This is a genomic window from Lactiplantibacillus garii (assembly GCF_003885105.1).
Taxonomy (GTDB): Bacteria; Bacillota; Bacilli; order Lactobacillales; family Lactobacillaceae; genus Lactiplantibacillus; species Lactiplantibacillus garii.
Genome location: NZ_QWZQ01000056.1, coordinates 1 through 13567, shown reverse-complemented (window position 1 = coordinate 13567; position 13567 = coordinate 1). Strand labels below are relative to the sequence as shown.

General features: G+C 47.6%; 15 protein-coding genes. 10 read left to right on the top strand and 5 right to left on the bottom strand.

Annotated features, from left to right (window positions below):
* Window positions 1-286: 286 nt before the first annotated feature.
* From D1831_RS12705 to D1831_RS12695, 3 genes are all read right to left on the bottom strand, one after another.
* The gene (locus D1831_RS12705; RefSeq protein WP_125073253.1) at window positions 287-1591 is read right to left on the bottom strand and encodes an NAD(P)H-dependent oxidoreductase; all 1305 of its coding nucleotides are present in this window, start codon (window positions 1589-1591) and stop codon (window positions 287-289) included.
* Between the two features lie 15 nt (window positions 1592-1606).
* On the bottom strand, window positions 1607-2215 hold the full coding sequence (locus D1831_RS12700; protein WP_125073252.1) for an NADPH-dependent FMN reductase: 609 nt from the start codon (window positions 2213-2215) through the stop codon (window positions 1607-1609).
* A 234-nt stretch (window positions 2216-2449) separates the two neighbouring features.
* A complete protein-coding gene (locus D1831_RS12695) occupies window positions 2450-3241 on the bottom strand; it encodes a tyrosine-protein phosphatase (RefSeq protein ID WP_179950334.1) in 792 nt (263 codons plus the stop codon).
* A gap of 177 nt (window positions 3242-3418) precedes the next feature.
* Here D1831_RS12695 and D1831_RS12690 point away from each other — a divergent pair, with 177 nt between their 5' ends.
* Together D1831_RS12690 and D1831_RS12685 are read left to right on the top strand one after the other, a co-directional pair.
* The gene (locus D1831_RS12690) at window positions 3419-4054 is read left to right on the top strand and encodes a carbonic anhydrase family protein (RefSeq protein ID WP_125073251.1); all 636 of its coding nucleotides are present in this window, start codon (window positions 3419-3421) and stop codon (window positions 4052-4054) included.
* Window positions 4055-4075: 21 nt separating this feature from the next.
* The gene (locus D1831_RS12685) at window positions 4076-4885 is read left to right on the top strand and encodes an alpha/beta hydrolase (RefSeq protein ID WP_125073250.1); all 810 of its coding nucleotides are present in this window, start codon (window positions 4076-4078) and stop codon (window positions 4883-4885) included.
* A 138-nt stretch (window positions 4886-5023) separates the two neighbouring features.
* Here D1831_RS12685 and D1831_RS12680 read toward each other — a convergent pair whose 3' ends face one another.
* Complete coding sequence (locus D1831_RS12680; RefSeq protein ID WP_125073249.1) at window positions 5024-5998, bottom strand: asparaginase; 975 nt, start codon at window positions 5996-5998, stop codon at window positions 5024-5026.
* A gap of 303 nt (window positions 5999-6301) precedes the next feature.
* Between D1831_RS12680 and D1831_RS12675 the strand changes: the two genes are divergently transcribed.
* The 6 genes from D1831_RS12675 to D1831_RS12650 are packed head-to-tail and all read left to right on the top strand — an operon-like array spanning window position 6302 to window position 11261.
* On the top strand, window positions 6302-7057 hold the full coding sequence (locus tag D1831_RS12675) for an ABC transporter ATP-binding protein (protein ID WP_125073248.1): 756 nt from the start codon (window positions 6302-6304) through the stop codon (window positions 7055-7057).
* 30 nt (window positions 7058-7087) lie between these two features.
* The gene (locus tag D1831_RS12670) at window positions 7088-8878 is read left to right on the top strand and encodes an FtsX-like permease family protein (RefSeq protein ID WP_125073247.1); all 1791 of its coding nucleotides are present in this window, start codon (window positions 7088-7090) and stop codon (window positions 8876-8878) included.
* Window positions 8879-8899: 21 nt separating this feature from the next.
* Window positions 8900-9178, top strand: a complete 279-nt coding sequence (locus D1831_RS12665; RefSeq protein ID WP_125073246.1) for a hypothetical protein — start codon at window positions 8900-8902, stop codon at window positions 9176-9178.
* Window positions 9179-9209: 31 nt separating this feature from the next.
* Window positions 9210-9581, top strand: a complete 372-nt coding sequence (locus D1831_RS12660; RefSeq protein WP_125073245.1) for a GntR family transcriptional regulator — start codon at window positions 9210-9212, stop codon at window positions 9579-9581.
* Window positions 9578-10456: an ATP-binding cassette domain-containing protein gene (locus D1831_RS12655; RefSeq protein ID WP_125073244.1), complete on the top strand. Its 879-nt coding sequence runs from the start codon at window positions 9578-9580 to the stop codon at window positions 10454-10456. Before D1831_RS12660 ends, D1831_RS12655 begins: the two co-directional genes overlap by 4 nt.
* Window positions 10446-11261: an ABC transporter permease gene (locus D1831_RS12650; protein ID WP_125073243.1), complete on the top strand. Its 816-nt coding sequence runs from the start codon at window positions 10446-10448 to the stop codon at window positions 11259-11261. The genes D1831_RS12655 and D1831_RS12650 overlap by 11 nt, the downstream gene beginning before the upstream one ends.
* 704 nt (window positions 11262-11965) lie before the next feature.
* Here D1831_RS12650 and D1831_RS12645 read toward each other — a convergent pair.
* Entirely contained in the window at window positions 11966-12436 is a 471-nt protein-coding gene (locus D1831_RS12645; protein ID WP_125073242.1) for a universal stress protein, read from the bottom strand.
* 215 nt (window positions 12437-12651) lie between these two features.
* Between D1831_RS12645 and D1831_RS12640 the strand changes: the two genes are divergently transcribed.
* Window positions 12652-12897, top strand: coding sequence for a hypothetical protein (locus D1831_RS12640; protein WP_125073241.1), 246 nt, complete (start codon window positions 12652-12654; stop codon window positions 12895-12897).
* A 69-nt stretch (window positions 12898-12966) separates the two neighbouring features.
* Window positions 12967-13383, top strand: coding sequence for a GtrA family protein (locus tag D1831_RS12635; protein WP_125073240.1), 417 nt, complete (start codon window positions 12967-12969; stop codon window positions 13381-13383).
* Window positions 13384-13567: the final 184 nt, after the last annotated feature.

Here is a 13567-nt window from a genome sequence, read left to right as displayed (position 1 = left end):
ATGAAACTGGTCACGGTAGGGACCAGTTTTAAAAATCAAAGGTGTAAGCAAATGGGACGAGAAACCAAAATTCGGTTTCTCGTCCCATTTGCTTATACAGAGGCTAGTTATGTCACAGCTTCGTTTTATCTCCGAACAATTATTGTCGAAACGTGCGCCAAAAGTCAGCGGGCTCCGCTTAACCACGTATGTCAAACAATCCAAGCCCAGGATTATTCACCATACGCCGTTAATGCTCACCCGCCAATCGACTTTTGGCACACTCTGTTTAACCTAATTCTGATTTTTAACTATTCGAAGACGCTCCGGAAACGTCGTCCACTTTTGGCTGTTCCTCAGGAGCCGCTTCCGTATCCGCAGAAGCCCCCGAGACGTCGTCCACAGTTGGTACCGTTTCCGTATCCGTCGAAGCACCAGAAACGTCGTCAGTTTGCTCCTTGGCAGAAGCACCGGAAACTGCGTCGGTCTTGGCATTAGGATCCTTCACTAACTTTTGACCAGTCAAGCCCAAGTAGTACTTAACGATTGGCAAGATATCAAGGACGAACTCGTTAATTCCTTGGAAGTCACCCTTCGCATCGTGCATAGCCTGGTAGTAGTGCATGTCGCACTTTTCACCGTTACTTGGCACCGGCAACTTAAAGAGGTCGGTCTTCCCGGTCCGTAAAATATGAACCGCTTGTTTGACGTGTGGGATGGCCCGTTTCGGGTGACAATCACCGATCGGGTTCCCAACTTGCGACGGTTTCCGCGAAGCCGACATGTTCTTGGCATCCGTCTGGTGATTATAGTATAGGAACTGATTATTAGCGTCCACGAAAGTCAGCTCCATTGGCATGGAGTTCAAGAAATAATTCAACTGGTCAACGGTCAGCACCCCACAGTCCAAGCGGACGTAGGTGTTACCCGAAACCGCGTTCGTTTTAGCGGTAGCTTGGTCAACCCAATCATCGGCGTGCATGTTAAGCCCCTTAATGGTCGTTGGTACGCTGCCACTGGCTTGTAAATCTTCACTCTTCCAGCCCTCGTCAGCGGGTTTTGCGTTCATCGTGTTAATCACTTTAACGAACTTAAGGAATTTACCCAGGGTCTCACTTAAGAAACTAACCGTCCGGTCGTCCTTTAAGTTATTGTGCTCGTCAAACGCTTGCTTAACGTCACCCAACAAGAACTCGTTACCGGGCATAACCACGGCGTCCACACCGGGTGATTCCAAAATTTGCCGTAAGTTTAACTGAGCCCGCGACGAACCCTGATCATAGTACGATGCCCCAACGATCATGACCGGCTTACCGGATAGCGGGTGAATCTTAAATGACAACCATTCAATGACACTCTTTAAAGCGGCCGTAATGGTGTGGTTATGTTCTGGCGTGGCAATAATTACCCCGTCAGCACCCTCAATTTTACGCTTTAAGTATTGGACGGCTTCGCCTTCAGTTTGGTCGTCACTCTGATTAAACATTGGTACGTCTTGAATATCCAACAGTTCAACGTCAACCTGATCACTAAAGTGGTTTGCAATAAACTTTAATAAGGTTCGGTTATAGGAATGGTCCTCAACCGATCCCGCAATTCCAACTAATTTCATGAGTGTAACTCCCTTCTACAACTTATCCCAGTCAAGATCACGAACTTCTTGGTAGTTTGCCACGTTGGCGTGCTTCAATTTTTTCGTAATTTCAACAAAAGTCTGAAAATCTGCGAATAGGCCGTCCAACTTGGCAACTTTTTGTTCGTCTGTTAAGTTGCCTTCGTCGTCAAACGCCTGTAACGAATGACCGAGTAAAAACTCGGAACTCGGCATGATCCGTGCGCGTAATTCTGGAGAATCCAGAATCTGGCGTAAGTGTTCTTGTGCCCGCGACGTCCCGAGGGCACCGTACGAGGCCCCAATGATCATCACCGGTTTATCTAAAAACGGGTGGATGTGAAACGACAACCATTCAAGGGCGTTCATGAGGACGGCCGGTGCCGAGTGGTCGTATTCCGGCGTGCTAATGATGACCCCGTCGGCGGCGTCGATTTTATCCGCCATTTGTTGGGCTAGTTCGGGAACTTGCCGGTCTTCGGGCTTGTTAAACATCGGCAAATCCTTAATTTCCATTAATTCAATTTCGGCTTGGTCAGCGAAGTGACTCTGCATGTACTGCAACAGTTTGCGGTTAGTCGATTCGGTCGAGTTAGTCCCAACCATCGCGATAAATTTATGCATCTGAAACAACTCCTTCACAAAAAAATAATCCAAAATTATATCATTAAAAAATCAACATCTATATTGTAATTGATTTCACGATAGAAATCAAAGGAATATTTAAGCGTTTTCAATTTATGTTTTAAAGGGACATCATCCCAATTTTACTAATTCTTTATTACCCGCACTTACGCTGCTTTGTGGGGAACCGAACAAGGCCCGTTGTCCCCTTTCACTAAGTACTGGTAATTGCCATTATTCCAAGTATAACCGTTGTAAATCGCTGATTTCATTTTTCGTCAATTTTAATTCGGTACGCAGGTAGTGCGCCAAGTTGCCAGATTGGTGCTTGATTTCGGTCATCGCAGCGTCTAAGTACGCGGGGTCCACTGACCAGAGGGCGCGTAAACTAGCAACCGTTTCTGCGGACGCCCCCTTAGCCTTAGCATCCTTAGTGGCCCCTTCGATCCGGTCCACCGAAGCCGTGTTAGTTAACAAGTAGTCGGCCTTAATTGTTTCAAAATCGACTCCTAGTGCGGTCAGTAGAAAAACGGCCCCCATTCCCGTCCGGTCCTTCCCCGCCGTACAGTGAAAGAGCAAAACATCGTCCGGTTGGTCGTTAGCTAAAAGGGTGTCAAAAAATCGCCGGTACTCGTTTTTAGCGTGTTGTTCGGTAACGATCATCCGGTAAACCTTTAGCATATGCCGAAAGCCACTATCCGGATGTTTTTCCAAGTTGGCAGTCATTTTATCGCTACCGTCCGAGTTTTTGGTTTCATCCACGTTAAAAACCGGGGCGTAAACGTACTTGGCGTTTCCCGGGACCCGGTCCGGCGCATCCAGTACTTCTTGCGGCGAACGAAAATCAACGTCGTAGCGTACCCCGTAATTATCCAGAAAGCCCTGATCCGTCGCGGTTAAGTTGCTCAGGCTGCCGGTACGAATCACCTTTTGCCACTTGGTTTGTCTGCCATCCTTCGTTGGGTACCCACCCATTTCACGGAAGTTAATTCCCTTTTCCATGGTTAAAATGCGTTTTTGTGTCATTTTGACGGCCACCTCTTCTATTGTAAGTCTTACCCCCATTCTACCATTGCCACCCAACGGGTCGAAGAAAGAATCACCATTAATTGACAAAGTTCATCACCGTGAGAAAATGGGACTAGACAATTTACAGCAGTAGACACCTAACTGTCCAACTGATTAACATTGGAGGATTAAATTATGCCATTAGATTATTCACAACAAGCCAATTGGGACTTCGTTGGTCAAACCCGCCAGTCACCAATTGCCATCGTTAGCGCCGATGCCAGCCCATCCGAACTATCAGCCATTAGTTGGCGCGGTCTCTACCAGGCCACCGCAATTACCGGCGAAGCCACTACGCTAAAGGCTACTGGTAGCGGCGCGGCCTACCTGAACGACCGCGATTTTAATTTTCAACAACTCCACTTTCACGTTCCCGCGGAGCACACGGTTGACGGGGTAGCGGCACCAATCGAGTGGCACCTGGTACACCGTAACGCCGCGGGACAGCTTGCCGTCGTGGCCGTTTTTGGGCGAACCGGTAAACCCAACGCCAGTTTTCAGCAGTTGCTAGACCAGTTCACACCGAATGCCAGCCACGACCTCACGGAACGAATCGATTTGACCGAGTTATTACCGACCACGGGAACGGTTTACCACTACTTAGGCTCCCTGACAACGCCGCCCCTCAGTGAAACCGTGGAATGGTACGTCTGTGAGGACAGTGTCATGCTCGCAAGCGCCCAACTAGCCGCTTACCAACAACTATTCAAAGCTAATCACCGTGAGCTTCAACCGTTGAACGGTCGTCCGGTGATGGCCGAACGTTTTTAATTAATTAATCGAGGTGTGGGTATGCCTAAAAAAGTAATGTGGGGCTTGATCGCGTGCGGCACGTTTTTGCTGCTGATCATTGGTTTAGGGCTTGCCACTCAGCTCAAAAGTGACCGCAGCAGCCACGTCATCACGCAGCAAAAACGACCGTTGATCATGATTGCCGGCAGTAATAGTACGCCAAATAATTTTGACGACATCATCAAGGCGCTTAACGCCCAACACCGGCACCCGGTGATCAACGTTACCGTGACGGCCAATCAAACTATTCAATTTAAAGAAAACCGGGTAGAAAACACCCATTTAAACGACGCACTGATCGTCATTTATTTTAAAAACAGTGCCGATACCAACGCCAACATCGTCACCCAAACTAACGGGTTGGCCAAAGCGATGGCCTACCTCAAAAAGCGGGTTCACCTGAAAACGGCCAACGCCCTTGGTTATTCCAACGGCGGACTGATTTGGAGCCGGTACGTGGCCGGCTTAGCCACCACCAAGCCGGTGCCAATTCACGACTTAATGCTTATCGGTACCCCGTTTTTAGGCACCGATGAACGGCAGCCCGACCACGACTTATACGACCCGTTGTTAAAACGTAAGGACCACTTTAAGTCGTTACACGCGGTCGTCAACGTGGCCGGTGATACGAGCAAGGGCGACGATAACGTCGTTCCCCTGAGTAGCGTTACCGCCGGCGGTAAACTATTCATGAATACCGCTGGTCGTTACACCCAAATGACCGTTAACGTCAAAAATATTAGCCATGGCAACCTGCTTCAAGAACGTTACGTTGCCCGGCTGGTTCGCCAGAACTTAGTCAACCAGTAATTTAATCAATCAAAAGAGGCTGTGACAAAAGTCACAGCCTCTAATTTATCTCCGAACCATCATTGTCAAAACGGGTTTCAAGAGTCAGCCGGTTCCGCTTAACGGCTAACCGACTTTTGGCACACTCTGTTTATATTTTTATGAGTTAGCCGTCGCGACAAAACGGGCAAGTTCATCAGCCGACATTCCGGCACTGACCCCCACAAGTAGTTTAATGCGGGCCTTCTGACCATTAAGTCCCTGACAAAAGATGACCCCCATTTGTTTTAACTGAACGCCCCCACCCTCGTAGGCGTAAACGTCCTGAGCAATTCCGTTAAAACAGCGCGAAACCAAGACAACCGGAATCCCCATGTCCAATAATTTTTGGACCGCTGGTAAAGTAGCTGGTGGTAGGTTACCGGCTCCCAACGCTTCAATAACGACCCCGTGGGTAGTGGGTTGCGCGATGGCTTCAAACAGTTCTGGTCCCATTCCAGCGTACGCCTTAATCAAAAAAACGTTATCGCTCACCGTTTGAATGGGACAAACCGTCGACCGTAACAACGATTCAAAGAAGACCACGCCCTGTTTGGCAACTAACCCAATTGGGCCAAAGGTCGGCGTCCGAAACGTTGCAACGTTCGTGGTGTGCGTCTTTGTGACGTAACGGGCCGAGTGGATCTCATCGTTCATGACGACCAGAACCCCCTTATCGGCCGCGTCGGGTGAACTGGCGGTTTGAATCGCCGTTTCCAAATTATGCAGGCCGTCCGACCCAATTTCGTTGGCCGACCGCATGGCACCAGTGACGACCACCGCCAATTCGTTTGGGAGGGTCAGGTCTAAAAAGTAGGCCGTTTCTTCTAACGTATCGGTTCCGTGGGTGACGACCACGCCGTCCACCCCGTCGTGGGCCGCTTTATCGATCCGCTGTTTTAATTCCAACATCCGCTCCGGCGTAATGTGCGGTGACGGTAAGTTGAACACGTCTTCCGTTTCAAGCTCAATTTCCGCCCCAAACGAACTTTGGTAGTTGTCCAACGGATTTTCAGCTCCCGGAACCACGTTACCCGCGGCATCCGCGGACATCGCAATCGTGCCGCCGGTATGTAAAACTAGTATTTTTTTCACGTTTTTTCCTCCTGCATTGTCGTTTTCGACCTAGCTCAGTACTGGTAATTTTAGGCTAGCCCCACCCAGATTGCAATTAAAATCAGGTGAGTTTCGACGGACATCACTAACCAAGCAGCCACCGCTGACAACGCCTCACAAAATTTTCAGTTCACGTCAAACACTGTCACATCAACCATTTGCCCTCCCATGATAAAAAATTTAATTAAAAGAAGTTGACAGAAAGGTCTGTTGCTTTTATAGTTAGTTACATAAGTAATTAACCAAGCAACGAACTAACGAACACTTAAAGGAGTTTTAAAAATGCAAACACTAATTATGACGGTCAGTGATCTACACAAGACTTACGGTAAGCCCGGTACCAAGCAATACGAAGCCTTAAAGGGCATTGATTTTTCGGTGCAGCCGGGTGAATTTGTCGGCATCATGGGGGCTTCCGGCTCCGGTAAAACTACCCTGCTTAACATGCTCGCCACCTTGGACCAACCAACCAGCGGCGAAGTGACGATCCATCAACAACCCATCACCCATTTAAAGGGCAACCAGTTGGCCGACTTCCGGGCTAAAGAAATTGGCTTCATTTTTCAAGACTTCAACTTGTTAGAAACGATGACGGCGTTTGAAAACATCGCGTTGCCGTTAACCTTACAAAAAGTTGCTACGAAAAAAATTAAACCCGCCGTTGAAGCGGTCGCCAGCCAACTCGGTATTCAAGATTTTCTAAGTAACTATCCAAACGAGCTGTCCGGGGGGCAAAAACAACGGGTCGCCGCGGCTCGCGCGTTAATTAATGAACCGGCAATGCTTTTCGGTGACGAACCGACCGGCGCTTTAGATTCCAAGTCCGCCCGCGAATTATTGGACTTGTTCACCAAGATCAACTGGGAACAGGCCGTTTCCATCCTACTCGTGACCCACGACCCGTTCTCCGCTAGCTTCTGCCAACGGATCCTCTTCATTAAGGATGGCAAGATTGGTCAAGAACTTCAGCGGGGAACGACCAGCCGGACCGACTTTTATCAACAAATTTTGGATAACTTGGGAACTTTCGAACAGTAATTCTGACTTGCAAAAGGAGCACTTTTTACTATGTTAACTAAACTTGCCTTAACCGGCTTTAAAAACCGCTGGCGCGACTACTTAGTCCTGTTCTCCGGTTTGATCATGTCCAGCGCGATCTTCTACATGTTTGAAGCCCTCGCCACCAACCAGGACTTTTTAAAGCAAAATACCAGCATTAGCATGGTCGGGATCATCTTCCAGTTTGGTTCCGTCCTGCTGACCATTATTACGTTAGTCTACATTAGTTATGCCAACTCATTTTTACTCAGCATGCGCAAACGTGACTACGGTCTATTCATGTTAGTCGGAGCTCGCAAGAGTAAAATTGGTCAATTGATCTGGTTAGAAACCTTACTGGTCGGGATCGTTGCGACCGTGGTCGGCGTGGCTATCGGAACTGGTTTAACCGCCGGGATCAGTCAACTGTTGATCAACAGCATGAATCTAAGCCTGCACCACTTGGCCGCTTGGTATTTTCCAGCCGCACTCACGACCCTCTTACTCTACGTCGGCCTGTTCCTGCTCGCCGGATTGTTTAACCTGATTACGCTAACCAAAACCCCAGCCCTCAAGTTACTACACAGTAACGAACAACCTAACCGGCCCCAGTTAAAACCCGGCCGGCAGATTTTAGAAGTAATTATCGGCTTAGTTGCCATTGGAATCGGCTACTGGTCCATGGCAAACTTGGGAACCTTACAATTAGCCGGTATCGGGATTGCCTTAGTAACCATCGTTTTAGGGACCTACTTCCTGTTCAACGCCATCTTCGTTTGGTTAATGGTCCTGCTCAAACGGCTTCCGTTTGCACAACGCGGCTTAAACGGCTTCACGTTGTCTCAACTAAGTTTTCGGATTCGCAACTACACTAAGATGCTATCGATCGTTGCAATGCTGTTCGCCCTGGCCCTTGGTGCCATCACGGTCGGCATGGGCTTTCATACCCAGACGCCGTTAATGGCAGCTTCTAGTAACGCCTACGACATGGGGATTGTGAACGCCACGTCCGCTGAAAAACGCCAAATTACCGCTTTAAACCCAACAACCAACGTGACTTACCACTTCAAAGCCGGTAAAAAGGCCGTTTATTACCAAGCTAGTGAATTTAACCAGCACCCGTTCACCACCATTGAAATGCGTGCCAAGGCGCAACTAGACTACAAACGGGTGACGCAAAACGCTAAACAGTTAAGCAAATCTTCGCTGATTTACCAGTTAATGCAACTACAGGGCAGCCAACACCAGCAAACCGCCCCGGTCTTTCTCAGCTCACAAGATTATCAAAAGTTACCCCAGACTGAACAGCACTTAACCGTCTTTGCCACCAACGATGTAACGCAACACCTTGCCGGGTTAAAACAACTTGCAACGACCCAACGTCACCGCGATAAGGGCCTTGACAAGGGCATGCTCGGGGGCCGTTACGGTAACTACGTGATGATCAACGGGATGTACTCCGGTCTTGAATTCATGGGGCTTTTCTTAGGAATCGCCTTTCTGGCCATGCTGGCAAGCTGCCTGATGTTTAAGATCCTTTCCGGTGCCGACGCGGACAAGCACCGTTACGTTATGCTGGATAAAATTGGGACAACTAAACGACAACTCCGAGGGGCCATTAATAAAGAAATTGCCGTTCTGTTCATTTTACCCGGAATCGTTGGCGTCATTCACGTGCTATTCGGGCTCCAAATGTTCAAAATGCTGATGATCACCTCACCGTACACCGGTATCTGGTTACCATTCGTTATTTTTGCGGGACTTTACCTGCTGTACTACCTGCTTACCATCAATATTTATCAACGGATCGTTTTACAATAACCTTTGGAGGAGGAATGAATCATGGTATACTTTGGATTAGTCGCTTTATTAATCGTTATTACACCATTGCACCGTTACGTCCTGGCCAACCGCCAACTATTTTGGCTAGGAACGCTGATGCCATTACTTTGGGTGGGCACCAACGTGTTGTTAGCTAACTTGATGCCCTTACAGCACCAGGACATCCTGCTAGCGGTTCTGGGCACCCTCCTCCTTTTGTCGAGCTGGGTTGCCGCCCGTATCGACCGTACCGAACGGCAATTGCAAGTGTCACACCACCATAAGGTCGCCACAAAATAACGGTTAACCACACTGCAATGAGGTGAAGAAAATGCAGTTCAACTTTAACAGTACGGAACCGATCTACTTGCAAGTTGCCGATCAAATTGAAGAAGCAATTTTCACGCAGACCTTCGCTGAGGGGGAGCAAATCCCTTCAACGACCGAAATTTCCAAAGAATTCCACATTAACCCGGCGACCGTTTTAAAGGGGATGAACATCCTCGTTGATGCCAACTTGATTGAAAAACGGCGCGGGGTCGGGATGTTCGTCATCGCCGGCGCACAGGCCCGCATCGTTGAAAAACGGCGTGATCAATTTTATGCCGATTACGTCATCAAACTTGTTAGTGAAGCCCGAAAGCTCCACATCACACAAGAAGAACTAGCTAAATTAATCGAACGGGGGTTTTCTGCATCATGAGTATTCAAGTTCAGGGCGTCGATCAAGTCTTTCACGGTCAAACCGTCCTAGACAACCTCAACTTAACGTTTGAGCCAAACAAAATCTACGGTTTATTGGGGCGTAACGGTGCCGGAAAAAGTACGCTACTAAACATTATTAGTAACCGCATTCCGGCCACACACGGGACCGTCACCCTAGACGGTGAAACCGTCCGCGATAACGACGCCGCCCTCGGTAAAATCTACTTGATGAGCGAGGTTAACCTTTATCCGGAACGAGCCCGTATCAAACAACTTTTTAAAACGACCCAACTGTTTTACGGAGACTTTGACACCACCTACGCCACTAAGCTGGCCCAGGCATTTGGTTTGGACGTTAACGCCCGGTTTAGCAAGTTATCGACCGGTTACCGGACAATTTTTAAATTAATTGTCGCCCTGTGTGTCCCGGTGGATTACGTTTTTCTCGACGAACCGGTTTTAGGGTTGGACGCTAACCACCGCGAACTGTTCTATCAAGAATTAATCGAAACGTATAGTAACAACCCGCGGACCTTCGTCATTTCGACCCACTTGATCGAAGAAATTGCCAACCTAATCGAACACGTCTTCGTTTTGGATGATCACCACATCGTCGTCAACGGTGAAGTGCCCGACATCTTGGCGAAGTCCTACGCCATCTCCGGACCCCAAACGGACGTCGAGACCTATACTAGTGGTCTTAACATCATTGGTCAGGACCACCTCGGTGGAATCACGGCCCACTACGTCTACGGACCGCTGGATGACAACCGCCCAATCCCGGACACCGTCAAAGTTGAACACTTGGATCTGCAAAAATTGTTTGTCAGCCTAACAAATACTAAGGAGGAGGCCGCCGCACATGTCAACTAAATTACGGGCTACCACCCGTTATCTTTTAATCGACCAGCTGAAAATGCTCGGCGCCGCCGCGCTGACCATCATCGGCCTCTTCATGGTCCTGCCCTTCCTATTTGCACTGGTTAGCGGTAACCTTGGGAACTTTTCCTTCTCCAACACTTTCGGTAACTTTAGTTGGGGATTCCTACTTGGGATGTTTCTTTTTATCGCCAACTCGCTGACCTATGATAGTTTTAAACTATTGATTCAAAACGGGATCTCACGCAAAACGTTCTGGTCCGCCAAGGTACTAGTCGTCCTAATGATTGCTTTTGCTGGCGAACTAGTCTCCGCCCTTTATTACTACGGTATTTCCGCTCCACTGCGCGGCCTTAGCATGCACGCGGCCCTAATGAACATGCCGTATAGCTTATACGCCAACTTTTTTGGTTCAAACGTCCTTGTGAACGTTTTTGCCAGCCTAATTTTCAACGCCATCTTCTTAACCGGCGTCGGTTTAACCGGGATGGCCGTTGGGAGCATCCTAGCACTCTTTAGTAAGTGGACCCAGCGGATCGTTATCGTGGTTACCCCGATTCTTGGGCTTTTCCTCCTAGGCTTTCTGATTTCAACCACCAATACTGGTGACGGCTACTCCAGCTATGATTTCACCGGTTTTGTCAATTTCTTGAAATTTCTCGTTGGTTACCCACAACACGGCCCAGCGACTACTGGTTACTTCAATCCGGCCATGCCAACCATCACCATGTTAATCGGTTGTGCCATCGTCGGTGCCATCGCCTACTTTTTCAATCAGAAACTTAAAATTAAAAACTAATTTTAGTCCCAACTAACCTTTTCCATTCACTGGCTAGTTGGGACTTTTCTACGTTTCACTAGGCCGGGAAAATACCCCGACCAAGTGAAATTTCACCGCTGGGACCATCCACGCGCTCCCTCCAGGCTTCAACTGGTCGTTGGCGGGCCGTAACCACTAATTTACTTAACCTTAATAGCACGTTGCTTGGAATACTTGATTTTAAGTGCTAACCAAATTGATTTTTGCTAAATAACAATCAATTATTGTTAATCTATTAAGTCTAAAACTAAAAAAGAACTCAAAGTGTCTATAACATTGCATAAAAACAGTCAGTACATTGAAAAAGGCAATTCCCAATGTACCGACTGTTGTGAATAAACAATCCCAAAAACTATTCGAGTTAGAACACCCATCCTAACCCACTAAACTGCTCGTTCAATTTAAATAACGTTATACCATTTAGGCGCCCGGAGAAGTTTTGGCATATCGCTGTGAAATTGTTGTTGGTTGCGGTTGATTCGTGATTGACAACCAGGCCAGCTTTTGAGGTGATTTCGGGTTTTAAATTAGCTCAAAAGTGGGCCCACAGCTAGTCATGCCAAGGTGCTTCGCAGGACACCGGGTCCTATCGCCGGACACTGTGGGTCACTACTCAATGATTGTTCAGACTAAATTAAAACGCCTCGCCACGTAATTGTTGGCGGGACGTTTTATTAAGTTTATTACTTGGTAACTTGCGTATTATTTAAATCAGTTTTCACAACGATCACGTCTGTGAGCGCGTTTCGCTGAACGTAAGTAGTGACAGAGCCTTCAAGGACCCGTTCCATGGCGTTGAGACCGGTTGCTCCCATCATAATTAAGTCGTTATGATGATCCTTTACGAAGTCTTGCGAAATGATGGGTTTCGGACTTCCCATCCGAATGTGGAAATCAATATCTTCAAAACCGTCTTTTTTAACTTTAGCAACCGTTTCTTTCAGGTATGCTTCGGAATCTTGAACCAGTTGGTAGGTAATGTCGCCATCGGCTAAACCTGCTAAGTTGTAACCAAATTGGCCGGGGTCAATGACGGCCAGCACGTCAACGTGTGCTTGGTTACGCTTGGCCACTGCAATCGCCTTATTGAGCGCAACCTCCGCCTGCTTGGAACCATCTAAGGGAACTAAAATATTCGTATATTCTTGTAACATTTACGCCACACCCTTTCCATCTGCTACCCTTATTTTACCATTTATTAGCGTTGAATGCGTTCCCATTTTCATACTACTAAGGCTTGGACCCGTCAGGTAACTAACCATCCTGGTACCAATTTAAAGTGAGTTTTACACAATATTTACATAAACATCGTCCGTTATTTACATCGGGTGCTTACAATGTAGTTAATTCATAGGGGGAGGCGGTTTTGATGTTAGCTTTAAAAATTGAACCAGGCATCATTACCAGTCGAACAATTGAAATTAACGGGGAGCTGGCATACACCATTGTCCTAACGGCGCGGCGTTACCGCCGTTCCGCCTTTAAGATAAGCGTGACTGCGCTGACCCTGTTGGGAGCCACGACCATTCGGCGTGAACACTTTACCGACCTGACCAGTGCGCGTGAGGCCTTCCAAGCCACCGTTACCGACTTACAACACCTACAAACTCGTTAACTCATCCCACCAATTTTATGGTAGGATAAAACTTATCAATTAAATGGTGAGTGAGGGTTAGTATTAAATATGGGACAACGGTTACAACAACTTTGGCAACGGTATAAAAGTGTATTAGCCTACCTTTTCTTTGGTGGCTTAACCACCGTCGTCAACTACCTCGTTTTTTGGATTTTTAATCTGTTTTGCTCGTACTTAATTGCCAACACCGTGGCTTGGTTGCTCTCAGTGTTGTTTGCATACATCACAAATAAATTATGGGTCTTTGAAGCCAAAACACCCACTTGGCGCGCCCGATTAAAAGAAGCCGGTTCTTTTTTCGGGTTTCGCCTGCTCAGTTACTTTGTTGATCAGGGAATCATGATTGTTGGTATCTCGTTTCTGCACGGTAACGCCCTAATCGTGAAACTAATTGACCAAATTTTAATTGTTGTAATGAACTGGTTTTTCAGTAAGCTATTCATTTTTAAAAATCGTGAATCATAATCTCAAATAGCATCAAGCCATAATTTAATAGAGGCTGTGACTTTTGTCACAGTCTCTATTTCCTACGATTAGTCAAGCCCAGATTGTGGAAGCCTTCCGCCTTACCGGTTGGTTCTAAAGCAGCTGGAACGTGGTGGACACGACTTTAAGCCAAGAACCCCACTTGTCTTAAAGCTCGGTCTTT

Bases quoted from the DNA above. Each gene is read 5' to 3' on its own strand.
- D1831_RS12640 (WP_125073241.1), top strand. From the start codon at position 12,652: ATGTTAGCTTTAAAAATTGAACCAGGCATCATTACCAGTCGAACAATT.
- D1831_RS12665 (WP_125073246.1), top strand. From the start codon at position 8,900: ATGGTATACTTTGGATTAGTCGCTTTATTAATCGTTATTACACCATTG.
- D1831_RS12645 (WP_125073242.1), bottom strand. From the start codon at position 12,436: ATGTTACAAGAATATACGAATATTTTAGTTCCCTTAGATGGTTCCAAG.
- D1831_RS12635 (WP_125073240.1), top strand. From the start codon at position 12,967: ATGGGACAACGGTTACAACAACTTTGGCAACGGTATAAAAGTGTATTA.
- D1831_RS12690 (WP_125073251.1), top strand. From the start codon at position 3,419: ATGCCATTAGATTATTCACAACAAGCCAATTGGGACTTCGTTGGTCAA.
- D1831_RS12685 (WP_125073250.1), top strand. From the start codon at position 4,076: ATGCCTAAAAAAGTAATGTGGGGCTTGATCGCGTGCGGCACGTTTTTG.
- D1831_RS12655 (WP_125073244.1), top strand. From the start codon at position 9,578: ATGAGTATTCAAGTTCAGGGCGTCGATCAAGTCTTTCACGGTCAAACC.
- D1831_RS12660 (WP_125073245.1), top strand. From the start codon at position 9,210: ATGCAGTTCAACTTTAACAGTACGGAACCGATCTACTTGCAAGTTGCC.
- D1831_RS12670 (WP_125073247.1), top strand. From the start codon at position 7,088: ATGTTAACTAAACTTGCCTTAACCGGCTTTAAAAACCGCTGGCGCGAC.
- D1831_RS12695 (WP_179950334.1), bottom strand. From the start codon at position 3,241: ATGACACAAAAACGCATTTTAACCATGGAAAAGGGAATTAACTTCCGT.
- D1831_RS12705 (WP_125073253.1), bottom strand. From the start codon at position 1,591: ATGAAATTAGTTGGAATTGCGGGATCGGTTGAGGACCATTCCTATAAC.
- D1831_RS12675 (WP_125073248.1), top strand. From the start codon at position 6,302: ATGCAAACACTAATTATGACGGTCAGTGATCTACACAAGACTTACGGT.
- D1831_RS12650 (WP_125073243.1), top strand. From the start codon at position 10,446: ATGTCAACTAAATTACGGGCTACCACCCGTTATCTTTTAATCGACCAG.
- D1831_RS12700 (WP_125073252.1), bottom strand. From the start codon at position 2,215: ATGCATAAATTTATCGCGATGGTTGGGACTAACTCGACCGAATCGACT.